The sequence below is a fragment of the Rhizobium tropici CIAT 899 genome (genome assembly GCF_000330885.1).
In the GTDB taxonomy this organism is placed as follows: Bacteria; Pseudomonadota; Alphaproteobacteria; order Rhizobiales; family Rhizobiaceae; genus Rhizobium; species Rhizobium tropici.
This window is the reverse complement of sequence record NC_020059.1, coordinates 1,674,555-1,691,628: the sequence shown is the minus strand read 5'-3', so window position 1 is coordinate 1,691,628 and position 17,074 is coordinate 1,674,555. Positions and strand designations below refer to the sequence as shown.

The following is a 17,074-nucleotide window of genomic DNA, read 5'->3' as shown; positions in this document are numbered from 1 at the left end:
GCACCAACCGGGCAGCGCTGTGCAGGTGTCACCGCACGCATGTGCACGAATAATGCACGGATAATAAAGCGTGCATCCGGGCAAACTTTAACGCGAAATTAACGTGCAAGTGTGGTTGCAATAAACTTAGCCAATCGCCATCTTACATGACGTCATCAATGGAGGAAGATTTTGATGAAGTACTATGTTTCGTTTCAGCAGTTCGACAAATCTATAGGTCGACCAATTGATAACCCGAGTTCATCAGATTTTGAGACGGACGAGTTGGGTATGCTGCCGGCAGTTGGCGATTATGTTCACCTCGAACCGCTTAAGGATCGCGATTCGCCGCGCTATTCTGGTCGCGTAAAATCGAGGCTTTTCACGTACTACGATGACACTCGCTGTGGGATCAACATCGTTGTGGAAGAGAACGACGATGATAAGTGGGGAGAGGTGATCAAGGAATAAAAAAGCGGCATCTCTGCCGCCTTTTCTACGCCGCCCTGACAAACATTGCCGTCTCTCGTCTCACAGGGTCCCTGCCCTCGCGCTCCACAAGCACACCTTCCTTCAGCAGCGCCTTGGCTATGCTAGCCGCTCGCTTGCGCGACGCTTCATCCTCGATATCGAGGCCCACGGCATACGCCACGGCCTGCCCTACCCAGTTCTTGGCCTTCGGAGATGCCTTGTAATCCGTGGCGTTCACTGCGGCGCAGATCATTGCGCGCTGTTCCTTAGTGACACCGTCGATAATGGTTTCAGCACTAGGCCATGACCACGACACGACAGCCGGCGCATGGTCCTGAGGCCTCTGCAGTCCCTGCCCGTTGCCGAGCGGCACGCTGACAAGCCTGCGCCAGTCCAGCTTCGACGACAGTGGCGTCAGGTTCGACTTGCCATAGGTGACGCTGAAATAGCCAGTGCGCTCAGCCACTGGTATGCCCGCCTCCGACGCCTGCTCTTCCGATCAATCGGCTAGATCGCTGCCGAGTTCCTCAAAAAGGCCAGCTGCAGTATCCCTGCCGCCTGCCCGCACGCCGGCCGCCTCGAACGATGTGGAAGATGAGCGCGGCGATCCTGAACTGGGGTCGCCGCTTTCGGTCGTGGAAGTGGCATTTTTGATATCAAAAGGGTTCTTTCCTTCACCAACTAGTTCATCCACCTCCTCCAGAAACTCGGTAGCGTGCACCGTGACCTCTTTGCAGTATCGCCCAATTAACTCCAAGAGAATTGCCAAATGACCTGCGCGACGATCGCTCCGTGCAGTCGGCAAATGCTCCGACTGACGATGCATCTTCATCACGAAAAGGACGACTTCGAGCGTTCTTTCGGTGCTGACCTCAATCTCATCCTCGAACTGCTGAAATCCTCCAGACTCAAGCAGGCGCTGTATCTCGTCGAAAATCGCGTCGTACCCTTCGATATTCATCGGTTCGCTTGCGCGAATCGCCGGAATCAATACGATTTTAACGAGCATATCGGTAACATGAACCAGTGAGTTCGCATTTCGCAGAACATTGCGTGCGAGACTTTTCGATCGTCTCAGCTGAATTTTGAACGTCGTACGTTGATTGCGATCCGCATCGCGCACCTGCCGCCAAAGGACGTAGAGAGAAGGGCCGCCTACGAGAAGCGCCGCCCAGCCTCCCAGGGCTTCAAGCCAGTCTCTCAAACACGGCACGCCTTGCTTGCCAGCATCGCACCATGGCTGGTCGAACCACCCCCAAAACAGGATCACAAGAAAGATTACGGTCAGGATGCCATAAGCGGCGAGCCAGCCGGTCCAATAAGTCCAATCCTGATCCTTCTTTTGCATCTGCTGCCCTTTCGCGCATCTATTGCGAAGCTAAGCGAGCTGCCGCATTCTTTGCAATGGGACGAGCATGAAGCCGAAATAACGGCCAAAATCGTTGAGTTTGCGCTTGGCTGCTGTCCTATAGGCAGCTGCATGAGCGTCCATACGAACGCCGGCTTGTAATTCGAATGCGGCATGCCCACCTCGATTCCGTTGAAAACATCGAGAACGCATCAATGACCCTCAACGCTAGGCTTGCCATCAAGAACAACAATACTTCGATGCCGGTAACAATATTGGGCCTACGCAATGGCGGCCTGCTCCTACAAGGTCACTCGTTGTTTTTGGGAGATGCCTATGCGTCCCACGACGTGGAACTCATCAGTGATTTTACCGAGGTGCCAGTCCGGGTTCTGATCCAGAGCCACACAATAGACGGCAGGGCACTCGCGATCCCGTACATGTCCGTTCGTCGCAACTGACCGAGAGCCAGTAAGAATGAAGCAGGTGACAGAAGATCAATTCGATATCGTCGATGATGTGACGGTAATCCACCGTCCGACGAGAACGCACATTTCTACGTACCGCTATAAAGACCCGAGTGACATCGGTGATTTAATGGTTAGAGCCGGGATTGATACTAACGACTTCAATCTTCACGACATAAGAGCCGCAGCTATGCCTATTCTCCGACGCCTTGCTGCCGAGCGTAGTTGATTTTGCGCTAGCAGGGGCGCGCCGCGCAGACGAATCAATTGCCATATTTTAAGGGACTAGATGATCGCCAATGTGGCACCGCTGATGCCCAATTTAGCGGCATAATCAGTATCAACAGTCGCGCGATGTGCGAATCGGCGTTCCTTGCAAAAAAATTTTGGACACATCCAGAATCTGGCTGGACAGGAATCATATTGATTGCAAAGCGATTCTTTTTTGAAGGGCTTGTGACAGTCAAAATTACGCAACTAAGTCAATGGCCGCTAATGAATTTTGTGTAAAATTCATCGTTGATTTCATTCGATTTTCAGGGCTGATTACGCAAAGGCCGAAGCAAACGACGGGTATCTCACAAACACCTCAAAGTCGCGCCCCGGCCTTGGTACGAAGTAGTCTATGACTACAACCGCGCAGAGGGGATGCATCGTTCCAGCGGTTCATCCCCCGAGCGACCTTCATCTTGCAACATCTCGTGTCGAAGAGCAAAAGCAAAATGACGCCATGGTCACTTTGATCCGTTTTCAGGTACCGGCTCACTCATAACCCGACACATGTTTCTCTTAAGTCTAACGCGGCAGGAGTGCTTATTCGCCGTGCCCAACAACCCAGTGCTCGAATTTCTGTTCGGGAACGGTAGGTCGTGGTCCCATCTCAAGGAACTACCGCCGGCGTTCGTTTCGCCAGTTGGCGTGAACCGTGACGCCTGCCCTCGCCTGCCATCCGAGGCGCTGGAACAACCCTTCCCCACGCGTGTTCTCCTTCCCTCACAAGAAGGAGGAGCTCCATGTCCGATGAACTGAGTGCCGGCTTCACAGGGAGACCCGCAGATCCGCCGACAGGCGTGCGAAAAGTCGCAAAGGATGCGAGGGACGCCGTTGTGCGCGAGAGCACCGCAGTTGCCGCGGGCGCTGCTGAGCATCCACACACAGCGACCGGGATCGTCCTGACGATCGGCGCCCTAGCCTTCGCGATTGGCTATGTGCTCGGTCGCGACGCCGGGTCTAATGATTCTCGCTGGTGGTGATGGGACTGGCGGGCGCCGGGCGCCGGCTGCGGCGCGAAACATTTTGCGAACTCGCTGATCTCGCCCCGCTTGAAAGAGCGATATGTCAACCAGTCCACCGGTCCCCGGCCGTCATTACACTCCTTGCATGCCATAGCTAGATTGTCTGGGTGGTTAGATCCACCATCAGCGCGGCGCCGCAGGTGCTCGATTGTGGCCGCGTCAGGCCTCTGCTGGTCGCGCCAACGGTATGAAAGGATGACATGCCGGTCGCAATAGCAGCACTTTCCATCCTGCTTGGCAAACAGCGTCAACAAGTAGCGTCGTTTTAGAGCTGTCTTCATTTCGGAACGGTAACATACATCAACGAAAAAGCCGCCGGGTGGTGAGACCGGCGGCGCGCTTTGTGGTGGCGGTGGTAATTGGAGGCCCGCCGCCGACATGCGGCGATAGCGACGGGCCGGCGCCCAGGGCAAGGCGCTTATTGGAGCCGATGTGCGACACATGCGGCGCAAAATAGAAATCAATGAATATGCTTGAGGGACCGACCTACTACGCACCGTCGTGCCGGTGGTGCGGTCAAAGGAATGATGGTGTAAATCTCTACGCCCATTATCGTGCGGTGGCGGTCGATGACGACAGCGCGCTCTCCTCGATAATCGACAAAACTATCTAATTTATATGTCCAGTTGGCGGTATAGACGCGGCGTCGTCTGCCGATCAGTCCGCGCGGCAGCAAACTTCTTTCGCTATGCGTATACGTATCCACGGCATCGCTCCTCGTTGCGTTCGTGACAGTCATTTGTTACAACACGATACAAAATACATCGAGTTGACCATAAGTCAATAACTTTTGCATCGGATTATAAAAAATGTCTATCTCTGCTGCGCAATGTCGAGCCGCTCGCGCGCTCCTGGCTTGGTCTCAGAGTGATCTCTGTGCCGCGGCTGACGTGGGGCGCGCTACTTTGGCAAACTTCGAATTGGAGAAAAGCACCCCATATGGCCGGACGCTGCGTGATATTCGCACTGCCCTCGAAACCGCTGGCGTTACCTTCCTGCAGGCCGGCGGTAACGCAAGTGGCCCCGGCGTATCGCTGAATAAGTCTGATGGGGCGGCTATCGACGTCGACGAGAGCCAAGTCGTTCAATATCGCGAGAACCTGGAGAACGACGCGCCGCCCGGCGCCGGCGGTTAAATCGCGGCTTGACCGTTCGCTCTTGGCACCATAGCTTCCACCTGCGGCCTACCAATCCGCATCCAGGCTCATGCCGACGCCACCACATCAAGGAGACGATGAATAGCTTTCCGGCATTTGTGCCGGCGAGCGATCATTATTCTCTTATGGAGGTGCGCTAATGCGGCCGACCATCCCGCTCGACACAATTTATACAGCCGGCGAAGCGGCAGCGCGATTGCGCTTGACCAATCGCGGCGTGATCAAATTGGGCAGACAATACGGACTCTGCTCCCGCCGCGGTCGCGACTATCTTTTTTCTGAAGCCGACATCTTGGGGCTATGGGAAGTCCTTCGTGAGCCACCGAAGTCGCCCAAGTCCCCCACTGTCTCGGCTGCGCCAGCGCGTGACTGGATGAAGGAGAACTTTTGGCGATTCGGTCCTTCGGCATCTGTCGATCGCCGCGAGATGGAAGTCCTCCGAGCACTGGACTGTCAGGAGGCGCCATTGACCCATAAACAGATCAAACGAGCCGGTCCTCGCACAATGGAGGCATTCCTTAGGCTAGGTTTCGTCGTAGAGCGCGGTCGCGACGACGAAGACGACATCAAGGTTGCCATCACCGAGAAAGGGCGAGAGCAGATCTCGATAGTAGACCGGTGGATCGATCATCGTATAAAGCATGGAAAGAGCGCCGGCGGTTGGGGCAGGCATCTGAAGCAAAAGACGTGACCGACCCGCTCTCAAAGCTCCCCATGTTCGCCGCCGACCGGGAAATTGCCATTGCCATCGTCGGCAAAGAGAGGGCCTCAATGTTCGTAAAGGCTGTCATCCCCCAGCTCGAGCGTAAGGGCTTTCCAAGAATTGACCCACTCCATGATGGTCGCCCGGTTCCATTGGTCCGTAAATTCTATGAAGGCTACTTCGGCATCAAAGCCGGCTTTGTTACTGCCGCGCCGGATGGAGAGGAAAGGCTAGGAGACTGGAAGAAATCGCCGCACAGCCGCCGAAAGCCACAACCATGAACTCTCGTCCCTATACCCAAAAATCCGCCCTGGATTATATCCGCACCATTCAGCCTCTCGATCCCGATAAAGGATGGCAGCGCGAGGATATCCAGGTCGCATTCATGGCTGGTGCTGAAGCGCCACCGGTCGCTCGGCTTATGTCATTGAGGGACGTCGCCGACACGTTGGCTGTTTCGGTCTCCACGGTCAACGATCTCGTGCGATTCGGCGAACTCGCCTATGTACACGCCGGACGCGGCACAGAGAGAAAACGACTTACCTTCAGACCAGAGGAAATAGAGAGCTTCATCAAGCGTCACACTAGACGCGACTGCCACGATCCAGGACCGCAGAGGGCGAGGCAAAGCGGAACGCGCAAGAGTGCGTGCGATCTTGCCATTGATCGCTCTATGGCAGGGAGCAACGGGTTCCTAGCCCAGCGCGCCGCTAGGCTGGCCGACGCGAAAGCGAGGAAAAGAAAATGACAGACGAAAACTCCCTCGCCTGATCGGCCGAAAAGAAGCGGCGGCATATTGCGGTATTGGCGTGAACGACAACGAAGATCCGTACGAAAAATGGATACGAGAAGACTCATAAACTGGCGCCATCAGGCGCTTTTAGCGGGTTGCGCGACCTAGATCGGAGCCAGTTTAAAAAAACTTGTGGAGCATTGTCGCCAAAAGCCACACTTTTGTGTGGGAGTACACCGGGATCGCTTGCGATTTGATGGAGAAGTCTGCTCTCCTATAGGTCCTTGCAACGGGGAATGCGGCTTGCCTGCAAGCTGATACCGCATTCTCCGCGCTAGGTGGCTCCTCGGTGGCGAGATCAGCGCGAATGCTGGTCTCGCCGACAGCCACTTTTACCGTGCTACAAGTTTTCTTGTTGGGCAACGACAAACCGTAACATCCGTAACGATTGTCAACAGATTGGTGAAACGTCAACTATCTGTTGATCACACCATTTCTCATCCGAACGCGAAATCCAAGCATTGACCATTCTCGCTCCGCGTGCATAATTACACCGGGCTTGAGGGGAATGCAATGAAAATCAAATATATAGCGGCGGTCGGCTTGACCGCTGGCCTTTCATCGTGCGCAACAAATTATACGTATGAACCGATCATTCCCAATCCACCGAACATCGAGATGACGCAGGCGCAGTGTCAGATGCTATCATCAAGCACTCAACAGGGCGTGGTTGCTTGGGGCAGCACTAGCTACGTGGCGGGCGCACAATTGGGTAACGCGATCGGCAATGCCATCCGTGCCGATCAATTCGTCCAACAGTGCATGACGATGAATGGTTGGCGCCGAGTGCCGGTGCCTTCGCAAGGTACCACGTCGGCAAAGCCGGCACGCCAACCCAGGTATTCGCCATTGACGGGAAAACCGGTAATGGGTCCGGGTAAGTTTCCGCCATCGCCAAGCAAAACATAGGGCATCTTTGGGTTGATCGAACGCGCCGGCAAGTCAGGAAGCGCGCGCTGTGCCGACCTGTCGGGTTCAATATGCTTTAGAAGCCCCTTCGAAACCTCGCGACACCTTCAATCGGCTATCCCAATTCACCATGAACTGACGCGCGATCTCCTTGCTCTCGGTGAAAGTGACGTTCTCCGCATTCCGCTTCTGCGCCGCCGCGGTGTAATTGTACGAGCCGCCTATGGTCAGATGGCCGTCGATCACGATGATCTTGTTGTGGGCTATCGCCGGCTCGAAATCTATCCATACCGGAACGCCGGCGGCTTCGAGTAGCGTGGCGCCGGAATATTTATGCTCATTCGTCTTATCGAGAATGGCGAGCACCTCCACGCCCCTGCCCGCGGCCCGTCGCAACGCGTGGATGATTGGCAGCGACGTGAAGCCATAGGCCTGGACGCGGATGGATGATTTGGCCCGGTCGACGGCCTCAATGATCTTACCCTCACACTGTTCGCCTGGCGTGAAGCAGACGGAGACTTTCGCCTCGACCGGCTCGCTGGCATAAACCGGGCTTGCAAATATCAGGGCGGCAATCGTGGCGGCGGCGATTCTCATGCGGTCTCCATAGCACTTTCGGTCACGCTTGACTCTTCTCCAAAATGAGAACATTTTGAGAACAAACAAGGCCGATGGCCTGGGATTACACAAAATTTGCTGAAAGGAACCGCCCCTCCGGGCGGAACGGAGACGTGCGCCATGCAACCGAACCATTACACAATCACGCGCCAAGGCGCAGAGGTGCTCAAGCAACTTGTCGCATTCGTCAGCCAGGACGTTTTCGATGAACGCCGGCATGATGGAGCGATTGCGAAATCAACGGCATTTCTGAAAGTGATCGGCGACGCTCGAGGAGTGCTGGAGCAGATCGGCGCCTATGATTTCGATAATGAGGAAGACGACGACCTGCCGCCATATACCTTCTGGTGGGAAGGCCCATTCGATCTTCCGACCAACGAAATCGAACATGCGCTCGCTAGTGAGACCGAAGGTAGGCCGGGCCTCGTTTTCAAGCGCGTGCAAGTGAATACCGCGTTGCCTTCGGGATACTTCGCAGACTTGCAGTTCGCTATCGATGAAGCCCAAGGCAAGATCTGCACGCTCATCAGCATCCCGATCGACCGAACCGAACTCAATCTTGGGCCGAACTGGTACGATATCGGCGAAAACCTTGAAACGACGATCGAGCTCATTGTCGATGGGATCGAAACCCATCCCACCTGGGTGCAATATTTCCAAGCACAAGCATGACCGATGCCCGAGAAGGCCCCGAGCCGAATGGACGTGCTTTCGGCGCCCACGCTGCGCAACTACGCGGATGGCTCCTACTTCGTCAAAATCGACTGCGCGCTCTGCCAGGTGAAGCGGTTCTATGAGCCGGTGGATCTCCTGCAGCTATGCGGAAACATCTCGGTCCGGCAAATCGCAAAGCAGTTCCGTTGCGAGCGATGCAACAGGAAAGACTACCTGACCGCCGACCTCGTAAGCCCGCCGTCGGCGGAGCGTGTCGGCATGAGCGTGCGTCGACTTACCGAGATCAGAATTATTCGCAAACCGGTGTGGAAAGATATAAAGCTCTAAAGCAGGCGACACTAGCGCGACCTGGTGGTTTAACTCACAAAAAATGCATCCGCGAAGATTTAAAAATCCAAGAAAGCATGGAATAAAATTCTGGTGTTTGACTTGAAGGGTCTAGCCCCGACTAGATTAAATTTTCATAATGACGGCGCCGTCATGTTGACAGAGTGGATAACTCAGCTATAACGCCGAATACAGAGAATTCCCACCAAAGATTCACCTTGCGTTAACCCTCGCTTTTTGCGACAAAAAAGGCGTGCCGTTGATTCGGCACGCCTTTGTGTGTTTTGCCACGGTTTCCTGACTTGCCGTGAGGCAAGACCGTGCGCCGAAGCGGTGGTGTGAACAGCTTTCGTAGATAGCGCCCAATGGCTGATTTGGCAAGTCAGGAGAAAGGGCCATATGAAATGGCAAAGACTACTGGACTACGTCCTGGCATGATCGCTCCCCGATCAGGCCAGTATGGCATTACTGGACCACGCGGCGGAACCGGACCAGAAAGGACCGTCGTTCGCGGCGAACCTCTCCCGCCCACTCCCAAGGCGGGGTCCACATACACTTTGGTTGATCCAACCAGGACAAAGTAACGCTATGGAGCAGCCGACGTCTATGGTCGGCTGCTCTTTCCGCAGCGGCTAGAAAAAAACCAATCGATCGGCCGCCTGATACAGCGCGATTGATGATCCCTCCTCGAGTATCATGCGAAATTGGTATCGTAGGTTATATTTTGCAGGCTAATAACCGATGACACCGTCGCGGCCTGCGTTGTGAAGATCTTTCCGGGGTCCGAATCCGTAGCTGGAGTTATACCGGCTGCGATGAGTTGGTAGCTGCCCGCGCCATCACTCACCAACAAATTGCACAGGAGGTTACCAAGCGGGGCGTACCCCGATGGAACATTTCCAATTTTCGTATTTGCAGCCATGGCGCCGCCGCCGGTCTTTAACAACCAACCATCCAGATGAACAATCGGGCCTGTCTTTTTTGCTCGACCGGCATCCGGTGATGCACCCAAGGTGAACCCACTCGCCGGCACGACAGCAGCTGATGGATACATACTTTTGACGAACGCTGTGGTCGCGATAGTCGTCCCGCTGTCGGTAGATGCGGGCGTCGGGGCGGTAGGCGTGCCAGTTAATGTAGGAGAGTTCGTCGGCGCCAAGCCATTTATCTGAGCCTGGAGCTTGCCGAATCCTACTAGAATTGAATCGGTGGCAGCGATGGCAGCATTCGTGGCCGTGCTTAACCCCGTCAACGCAACTGCTCGAGTGACGGTAGCGAAATCCTGCCAAGTTTTGTCACCGCGCCAAAATTGTGCGGCCGTGCCACTTGCGATGGAAGGTTCTTTCGAACTGTCGGAGACGGTAATGTTTGCGGTGCCGTCGAACGAAACGCCATTGATTGTTCTTGCCGTCACCAGCTTCGTTGCTGCCGCAGCGGTTGCAGAAACATCAAGCTTACTTGTCGACAACGAGGACACTTGAGCTTGCAGCTTTCCAAGCGCGGAGAGCACGCTATCGGTTGCGGCGATGGCTGTACTAGTCGCCGTAGACAATCCGGTCAGAACGATCGCTCGCACAGAAGCCGCCAAGTCCTGCCATGATTTATCACCACGCCAATATTGAGCCGTTGTTCCAGCCGCGATCCCAGGCTCTTTGGTGCCGTCCGCAACGGTAATGTTTGCGGTGCCGTCGAACGAAACGCCATTGATTGTTCTTGCCGTCACCAGCTTCGTTGCTGCCGCAGCGGTTGCCGTCGTGTCGAGCTTGCTGGAAGCAAGCCCATTTATCTGCGCCTGCAATTTTCCGAACGCAGACAAAACAGTGTCTGACGCGGTTATAGCGGCATTCGTGGCACTAGATAGGCCGGACAAAACAACGCCCAACACCCTCGATGACGAGAAAAACAGATGGCCTCCGCCTTCTGCTATCAGGTCGCTCGATGCCCCAGATTGCAAGGCGCTGTCCGCCTTGGCGCCCTGCGCGGCCGTCGCGGCGTCCGTGATGCCATAGCCGGCAAGCGTGGATGGTTTATTGGTAATATCAGACCAAGAAGATGCTCCGCTTGGTCCTGGCGGCCCTGGATCACCTTGAGGACCAGCCGGGCCTTGTGGGCCAGGCTGCGCGACCTCGATGAGATTTTCAACGGCCTCAACTACAACGATACGCTCTTTGGCGATAATTGTGACATCAACGTCAGACATTATACTACCTCGAAGTCGCTCTTATAGACACTCAGGTTGCCGTATAGGATTGTAGAAAGGCAACCGCCTGGATCTGTTATCCGGACCTGATAGTCAGCCTTCGAAATCTTGGGGAGCGCGCCAGTTTGCGCCGACGTGGCGTGGAATGATATCTTGCCCTCAGCAGCGACGATTGTGCCGCTCAAGATCAATGAGCCATTCGTAATTACCTTCGCTGGCCCGCGCTCATATGACCATGCAATAGCCATTTGGGCGGAATATCCAGTCAGGTCGACAGCGGACCCGTTCGCCTTATAAATCAGCGAAAGATCGAAGCAATCGCCCTTCGTCAGGTATGTGTCGTAACGTGGCCTGTCCGGCATAGTCCATCCTTATCCGGCCCGAGTTGAGCGCGGCTGCTTACTCTGATTTTCGACGATGCGATCGACGCGCAGGGTCATGTTTTCGACGGCGGTTTTTACGCCGCCGATAGCACTCATGATCTGGTCTGTTGTTTCCCGAAGACCCTGCTTGGTGATGTATGTCTCTGCCGAGTGGAGCTTGTGTTCCGCCAGATCTTCACGAGCCTTCTTGGCCTCTTCGCTCAGGTCCGCAAATTTTTTATCGGCTTCGGTCTTCACCCTGTCGACCTTGCCGTCGATCTTCCACCAAACTCCCCAGCCGGCGCCAGCGACGGCAAGGAAGAACATCACGGCCTTCATGATTTCTTCTGCCGTCACTTCTTGCCTTCCAGTCTGCTATCTCGGTCAGCATAAAAATCCCGCAGCGCCGCATGCCGGCGACGGCATTCAAGGAGCGCCTTGCGGTCTGGAATCCACAGATTTTCAGTCTGCTCCTGCGTCAGCGCTTTGTCGCCAATGTTAACCGGCGCGTCGCAATCCTTCGTCAGAGCCGAATCCGGTTTTGCCAGCTGCGGCGCCGGTGGCGGGCTAACGTACCTTGTTGATGCGGCGCACGCTGGAAGCGCCAAGAGCAGGCTTACCAGCGTCAGGGTCTTGATGAGCTTCACGCTGGAGCTCCTCTATCTGGATTTGAAGTGCCTCGGTGTCTGCCTGCATCTGCACGATGCGCTTGGCTTCGGCTTGCTTCGCGGCGTTGTTCGCGGCGTCCTGGCGCTCAATCTCGGCGGCGCGCGCCGTGGCGGCAGCGGCTTTCATCTGCTCAATCTTGGCAGTGTATGCTGTTTCGGCCCGCGCATATCCGCGGTGATCGGCGACGAAATAGACGCTGGCAAGCGCCAGAACAGCCACAAGAGCGCCGGCGATCCAGCGCCCAAGGCTTGTGCTGAGAAATGCGATCATGCCGACAGCCCCGATACACAAACCTCTGCCTCGCCGGCACGCTGGGAATCACCCATCTCGCGGCGATTTACGAGACCCTTGAGGGTGCGGCCGCCGGCCTTATTGAATGCTGTTGCAGCTTCACAGCTTTGGCGATATTTGCCTTCGCGTCCAAGGCGCGCTGCCGTCGAATTGCATGTTGCTCCGACACCGATATTCCATGAAAGCGTAAGCATCGAGCCGCGCCAGCTAAGTGGTTTGCTGTCCCAATCTGCGATGCATTTCACCAAATGCGGCCGATAATCCCTCTCCATCTTCTTGGCGAGACGGGTGTCGCAGCCGGCGTTGGTTTCAATCATGCCCTTCCGAACATTGTCCGTGTCGCCATCGCAGATTGTCCAGACTGGTTTTGTAGGGAGAGTATCGAGGTAGGCGACGAGCCTTCTACCCTCCCACGGCTGCAGGATCTTGATGGCGAGCGCAGTGTCGTCATGAACTGGTGGCTCGCCGGGAAATATGGCGACCATGCCGCTGATAGCGGCTGCAACAACACCAGCGACCAGCGCGTTGCCGCGTTTCGTCGCGACAATCCGATTAATCGGCATCTATGTCTCCCTGATCAATGATTCGCCCCAGAGGCGACAGCAAGAGAATGGCGATTGACAGCCACCTCGGAATAACGCCGTCAAGGTACGGAACGATGTATGGGATGACGCCAAGGGCGCCGGCGAGATAGACTGGCCACATCGAATAGGCGCGCCAAAGCGCCCGCCCCGGCTTGGGTACGAGTTTCGGTTTCATGAGATGTCCTTGAAAAAATAAGAGGCCCGCTGTAACGGGCCTTCTCGTTACCTTATGCCATATGACTTGATGCCGCTATATCTGGTGATCCAGCACCTCTTTTAGGCGATCAAATAACGGGATAAACGCGTCGAAGCTCTCCGGTGGCAGGCTCGCAACATGTTTACTGAATTCGACTTTCTTGCCATCATTGACCATAGGCACCATCGCGCCACCGAGAACCTCTTTCATCGTGGTGAGGTGCGGGTATTCTTCGGCTTCGCGGAAAAGCAATTCAATAGAAAGCGCAGACTTGCCGCCGTATTTTTGACCAGCTTGCGTTTCTCGAAATGATGGAATTGGAAGCAATATTGCCCAACCAGCGAACTGCAGGTGCTTTTTCACAAGGCCAGCCGCTTCCTGAGCCTGAATGACTGTATTTTTATCCCAGAGGCCATTCCAGGCATCGTAGGCACTATCAAAATCAAATATCCCGACGATCTTCTTTGACGGATCTTTTTTGAACGTTTCTTTTTCGCTGAGCGACGATCTTATGTTGTGAAAATTGAGCGCATTACGAAAATCGTACGGGCAAACCTGCCCCGGATGAATCTTTTGCCAAGCAATGTCCAAGATTCGCTTATCAGTCTCACCCTCCACAAGCACAATGATATCTTTCTGCGAAGCTTGCAGTATGTGAGATACATCAAATGCTGAAACTACGCGTTCCTGCCCGGTGCTGGGATATGAAGGTTCTTCCAGCACCGATAGTGCCCCAGTATCCAAACTGCGCTGAAGAATGATCACCTTCGTAGCCTTGGCATCGTGGACGACAAACGGCGAATGCGTCGCAACAATAAATTGCGTGGTCTCACGCTTTTCGTCGGGAATCAGCTTTCGATAAAAGCCGAGAATTCGTGCTTGCCAGTTTGGGTGCAAGCCCAGTTCCGGTTCATCGACCAACACAATAGCGCCACTCAAGGAGCCTTGATGTTGAAGAAGGAAGCTGCTCCTCAGTATGATTTGTTTTTCACCAGCGCTAAGATCATTCAGCTCGATAAGTTTGTCGCCTTTTTTGAATTTAATCTGAAATCTGGGATTAATATGGTCGACGACAATGCGCTCGATAGAATGAAAACGCACATGAGATAGCATCTGGCTCAGCGCGTCGTCGAAGCGCGATATTCTCTTTCGGCGAACGTCAAGTGGGACAGGCTGATCTGGATTGTTTTCGGCCCAGACGGCTGCATCTTCATTATCGGCGTGCCTAACATCGACTAGCAATTGGCCTATCTGTTGCGCAAGCGCTGCCACTCCGCTCCTCTGAATCGGCCTCGAGTCTAACTCTGTTACGCTAACCTGCGACACGGCTACGTTCCCGTGCCCTATCCCGACTTCATCAAAGAACGCCCTAAAGGGATGCAAGTTACCTCGCGCTTGTGCGTTACCATCGGGGAATTTTCGCGATATCGTTTCGCCGGTATCGGCAGCAAACTCGACCGTGCCCTGGCCAGGAGACCAAGATGCGGGGGACCGCACGGTCACTACCTTTTGATTGAAGTTTGGTGCGTCGAAATAATCGGCAAATCTTCTTCGATCTTCGCCGGTGAGCTCCAAACTCGCCTCGTAATTTAGATCCTTGCTACGCTCGGACCCGCCGCTTATCAACATCAATATCGAATGAAGAATGGCAGTCTTGCCGCAGCCGTTTTCTCCGGCAATTATCACAGTATCAGCGGCCTGACGTGATACCGGATCGGTAAAATCGAGGTTGAGGTCCCCTAGAACAGGGTGGTTGTTAAATTTTACTGATCTAATTCTCACCAGCTGCCCTCGCATTTTGTCGAGGGCAGACTTAATCAAACATAAGTTGCATTTCGGCTAACGGCTCGTCGGTTTGCGACGCTAGACGTTATTCGCAACGGCCTTGTTAGGGCCACCCAAATCAGCGATTCCTGTTCCGGAGTTGTCTACTGTAATATTCCCGATCACCGAGTAATAGTTAAACGCTGCGGCGATTGATATCCCATTGATACAATTGCGAATTCTATTGTTCGATACAACCGCGCGGGTGCCGGTCAGCAGTCGAATACCATTGTCTGATGTGTTGTTGCCATTTATCACGTTGTCACAGATGGTGAAGTCGGACCCCGAGTTGATGACGATCCCGTCGCCACCGGAAGTATTGTCCATATCCGCGGCAAAAAGAGTATTTCCCGTGACACAGAACCCAAGTCCTGTGGTGTCGATGCGAATATTGTCGCCATTGACAGCTGCGAAATGGCACCCTTGCAATCGTACCGAGGAAGGATTTCCTGCGCTGCGGAAATTGTACTGGGCATTAGCCCCGCCAAGGAACGAGCATCCCACGAATTCAATATCGGAGAAATTCGAGCTCACTCCACCGTCGAGAGTAACGCCGTTCCCTTCGTAGCAATCGAACCAGCAGTTGCTAAACTTGATTCCGGCTACGTATACGGTCGCCAGCGTGTTAAAGATATAGGCTGCTGAGACCTTGAAATAGCCGAAATACGAGTTCGAAACGAACAGACCATCTACGGCAACCACTTCGATGCCGTATCTCCCACCCGCGCCGCCACCGCCATTTCCGAACGCCGTTCGGAAGCTGCAGCCATCAACGAAAATGTTTCCGCCATAATTGCCGCCATACGATGCGTTCCGAGTGGTCACGACAAGGCCGACCTCCCCGGTATCATTCGTCTCGCCGAATACGCCACTGATATTTGTCAGATGGACATCAAAGCATCCGCCAAGGCCTATTTGCCAGAAGCCGCCGGCGATGTTCAGGTTGTCGAGCCATACGCCAACGCCCGATTCCACATAGATCATGGAACCGTTGGTGACCCGCACCGTCGTATCCATTGAAAAATCTGACAGCGCTATGCTCTGAATGGGATTTGGGGCAGCAACAGCGCAGTAGATTGCCGTGCCATCCGCAAATGTCCTGCGTAGGGTCGTTGCGCCTATGCCCGCACCGCGAATGGCAAAATAGCTGCTGGAGAAATTGATGGTCGACCCGAACCGCAGAACGCCGGGCGGCAGCTTGAGGACGCGTAGGCCGAGCGCCATGCAGGAAGCAATGGCAACATTTAGTATCGACGCATTATCAGTAGCATCGTCGGCTTTGGCGCCGAACCATGTTGCCTGGATATCGCCGTCATAGACCCGTACCCACGCCCCTACGGTGGAAGCAATCGCGTTGGCTTTGATAAATAGGCCCTCGGCGGAATCCGCGGAGATCTTCGCGCTATAGTCGCCAGATCGCCAAACAAACTGACCTTCTCGACCGGATTCTTTAAGGAAGGCGCTGGTGATTGTCGCCGTGTTGAGGGCCTTTAGCGCTGTGCGGGTGAGAGCAAAGACATTCGGGACCGCACTAAGAGCAGCATCGCGAGCAGCTTCAGCTGCCGCCTGGGCCGCTTCAGCTGCTGCAACGATCGCAGTAGAAACTTGATCGTTCAGAAGCCGGAAAGTCGCGCCGCTTTTTACGCCGAAAAGGATCATGCCCTGGGCTAGACCGCCGGCCGCTGGATCATTGCCGGCATTGGTCTTGATCGTGAGAGGTGCGTCGCCGTTGAACGAGATAGTGACCGGCGACGAGTCGTTCGTGCGGAAAATCTGAAACCATATGAGAGCCGATTCCGAGACTGGTACCGTCGTTGACGCCTTTATAGCGTTTGCGGTGCCCGCACCGTAATCAGTAGCTATGATGAACGAGTACGGAAGCGGTAGAATGAGAGACCACGATCCAGATCCAGACGCGCCGATCTTCCGATAAACGCCGTTGTTCGCAGTGTTTGCGTCGGCATAGACCCAGGCAGTAACGTCTGAGTCGTGCGCGACGTCGGCATAAAGATTTCCGCGTGTATCCTTGGCAATTGACCCTGCGCCCGACGAGTATGCTTCGATAGCGTTTTCATACTGCGTCAACAGCGCGCGAATTTCTGGTTTAGACGGATCGTATGGATCGGTGTATGGGCCGTCCGCATAAACAGTCTCGGCGTTTGGGGAGAACGTCATTGAATTTCCTAAGAAAAAGCCCGCTTGACGC

At 54.7% G+C, this 17,074-nt stretch carries 21 protein-coding genes; 9 read left to right on the top strand and 12 right to left on the bottom strand.

Going from position 1 to position 17,074, the window contains the following annotated elements; all coding sequences use genetic code 11:
- Positions 1–174 precede the first annotated feature (174 nt).
- Positions 175–450, top strand: coding sequence for a hypothetical protein (locus RTCIAT899_RS08280; protein WP_015339769.1), 276 nt, complete (start codon positions 175–177; stop codon positions 448–450).
- Between the two features lie 25 nt (positions 451–475).
- Here the strand turns inward: RTCIAT899_RS08280 and RTCIAT899_RS08275 are convergent, their stop codons facing one another.
- Positions 476–916, bottom strand: a complete 441-nt coding sequence (locus RTCIAT899_RS08275; RefSeq protein ID WP_015339768.1) for a hypothetical protein — start codon at positions 914–916, stop codon at positions 476–478.
- A gap of 33 nt (positions 917–949) precedes the next feature.
- Positions 950–1,798, bottom strand: a complete 849-nt coding sequence (locus RTCIAT899_RS08270; protein ID WP_015339767.1) for a hypothetical protein — start codon at positions 1,796–1,798, stop codon at positions 950–952.
- A gap of 215 nt (positions 1,799–2,013) precedes the next feature.
- On the opposite strand from RTCIAT899_RS08270, the gene RTCIAT899_RS08265 reads away from it, so the two are divergent.
- Together RTCIAT899_RS08265 and RTCIAT899_RS08255 are read left to right on the top strand one after the other, a co-directional pair.
- The gene (locus tag RTCIAT899_RS08265) at positions 2,014–2,259 is read left to right on the top strand and encodes a hypothetical protein (RefSeq protein WP_015339765.1); all 246 of its coding nucleotides are present in this window, start codon (positions 2,014–2,016) and stop codon (positions 2,257–2,259) included.
- Between the two features lie 1,019 nt (positions 2,260–3,278).
- Positions 3,279–3,518 carry a hypothetical protein gene (locus RTCIAT899_RS08255; protein WP_015339763.1) on the top strand — a complete coding sequence of 80 codons (240 nt, stop codon included), beginning with the start codon at positions 3,279–3,281 and terminating at the stop codon, positions 3,516–3,518.
- Here RTCIAT899_RS08255 and RTCIAT899_RS31910 read toward each other — a convergent pair.
- Positions 3,470–3,841: an HNH endonuclease gene (locus RTCIAT899_RS31910; protein ID WP_015339762.1), complete on the bottom strand. Its 372-nt coding sequence runs from the start codon at positions 3,839–3,841 to the stop codon at positions 3,470–3,472. The two genes, RTCIAT899_RS08255 and RTCIAT899_RS31910, sit on opposite strands and share 49 nt — an antisense overlap.
- A gap of 179 nt (positions 3,842–4,020) precedes the next feature.
- Positions 4,021–4,266, bottom strand: coding sequence for a hypothetical protein (locus tag RTCIAT899_RS33010; RefSeq protein WP_135488183.1), 246 nt, complete (start codon positions 4,264–4,266; stop codon positions 4,021–4,023).
- 103 nt (positions 4,267–4,369) lie between these two features.
- Here RTCIAT899_RS33010 and RTCIAT899_RS08245 point away from each other — a divergent pair, with 103 nt between their 5' ends.
- From RTCIAT899_RS08245 to RTCIAT899_RS33005, 4 genes are all read left to right on the top strand, one after another.
- Positions 4,370–4,696 carry a helix-turn-helix domain-containing protein gene (locus RTCIAT899_RS08245; protein ID WP_015339761.1) on the top strand — a complete coding sequence of 109 codons (327 nt, stop codon included), beginning with the start codon at positions 4,370–4,372 and terminating at the stop codon, positions 4,694–4,696.
- 708 nt (positions 4,697–5,404) lie between these two features.
- Positions 5,405–5,701 (top strand): hypothetical protein, encoded by a 297-nt coding sequence (locus tag RTCIAT899_RS08235; protein WP_015339759.1) that lies wholly within the window; start codon positions 5,405–5,407, stop codon positions 5,699–5,701.
- Entirely contained in the window at positions 5,698–6,168 is a 471-nt protein-coding gene (locus RTCIAT899_RS08230) for a helix-turn-helix domain-containing protein (RefSeq protein WP_015339758.1), read from the top strand. The genes RTCIAT899_RS08235 and RTCIAT899_RS08230 overlap by 4 nt, the downstream gene beginning before the upstream one ends.
- 558 nt (positions 6,169–6,726) lie before the next feature.
- Complete coding sequence (locus tag RTCIAT899_RS33005) at positions 6,727–7,122, top strand: hypothetical protein (protein ID WP_015339756.1); 396 nt, start codon at positions 6,727–6,729, stop codon at positions 7,120–7,122.
- 66 nt (positions 7,123–7,188) lie between these two features.
- Here the strand turns inward: RTCIAT899_RS33005 and RTCIAT899_RS08225 are convergent, their stop codons facing one another.
- Complete coding sequence (locus tag RTCIAT899_RS08225; RefSeq protein ID WP_015339755.1) at positions 7,189–7,719, bottom strand: phospholipase D family nuclease; 531 nt, start codon at positions 7,717–7,719, stop codon at positions 7,189–7,191.
- Positions 7,720–7,860: 141 nt separating this feature from the next.
- Here RTCIAT899_RS08225 and RTCIAT899_RS08220 point away from each other — a divergent pair, with 141 nt between their 5' ends.
- Together RTCIAT899_RS08220 and RTCIAT899_RS08215 are read left to right on the top strand one after the other, a co-directional pair.
- On the top strand, positions 7,861–8,412 hold the full coding sequence (locus RTCIAT899_RS08220) for a hypothetical protein (protein WP_015339754.1): 552 nt from the start codon (positions 7,861–7,863) through the stop codon (positions 8,410–8,412).
- A 27-nt stretch (positions 8,413–8,439) separates the two neighbouring features.
- Positions 8,440–8,742 carry a hypothetical protein gene (locus tag RTCIAT899_RS08215; protein WP_015339753.1) on the top strand — a complete coding sequence of 101 codons (303 nt, stop codon included), beginning with the start codon at positions 8,440–8,442 and terminating at the stop codon, positions 8,740–8,742.
- Between the two features lie 694 nt (positions 8,743–9,436).
- Here RTCIAT899_RS08215 and RTCIAT899_RS08210 read toward each other — a convergent pair.
- The 7 genes from RTCIAT899_RS08210 to RTCIAT899_RS31640 all read right to left on the bottom strand — a co-directional run bounded on the left by RTCIAT899_RS08210 (position 9,437) and on the right by RTCIAT899_RS31640 (position 17,043).
- Complete coding sequence (locus tag RTCIAT899_RS08210; protein WP_015339751.1) at positions 9,437–10,942, bottom strand: hypothetical protein; 1,506 nt, start codon at positions 10,940–10,942, stop codon at positions 9,437–9,439.
- Positions 10,943–11,313: 371 nt separating this feature from the next.
- Positions 11,314–11,643: a hypothetical protein gene (locus RTCIAT899_RS08200; RefSeq protein ID WP_161624403.1), complete on the bottom strand. Its 330-nt coding sequence runs from the start codon at positions 11,641–11,643 to the stop codon at positions 11,314–11,316.
- Positions 11,644–11,871: 228 nt separating this feature from the next.
- Positions 11,872–12,243 carry a hypothetical protein gene (locus RTCIAT899_RS08195; RefSeq protein WP_041677398.1) on the bottom strand — a complete coding sequence of 124 codons (372 nt, stop codon included), beginning with the start codon at positions 12,241–12,243 and terminating at the stop codon, positions 11,872–11,874.
- Positions 12,240–12,827, bottom strand: coding sequence for a lysozyme (locus RTCIAT899_RS08190; protein ID WP_015339748.1), 588 nt, complete (start codon positions 12,825–12,827; stop codon positions 12,240–12,242). The genes RTCIAT899_RS08195 and RTCIAT899_RS08190 overlap by 4 nt, the downstream gene beginning before the upstream one ends.
- Complete coding sequence (locus RTCIAT899_RS08185) at positions 12,817–13,023, bottom strand: DUF7940 domain-containing protein (RefSeq protein WP_015339747.1); 207 nt, start codon at positions 13,021–13,023, stop codon at positions 12,817–12,819. The genes RTCIAT899_RS08190 and RTCIAT899_RS08185 overlap by 11 nt, the downstream gene beginning before the upstream one ends.
- A 75-nt stretch (positions 13,024–13,098) precedes the next feature.
- Positions 13,099–14,826, bottom strand: coding sequence for an AAA family ATPase (locus RTCIAT899_RS08180; RefSeq protein ID WP_015339746.1), 1,728 nt, complete (start codon positions 14,824–14,826; stop codon positions 13,099–13,101).
- Between the two features lie 81 nt (positions 14,827–14,907).
- Positions 14,908–17,043 (bottom strand): right-handed parallel beta-helix repeat-containing protein, encoded by a 2,136-nt coding sequence (locus RTCIAT899_RS31640; RefSeq protein ID WP_015339745.1) that lies wholly within the window; start codon positions 17,041–17,043, stop codon positions 14,908–14,910.
- Positions 17,044–17,074 lie beyond the last annotated feature (31 nt).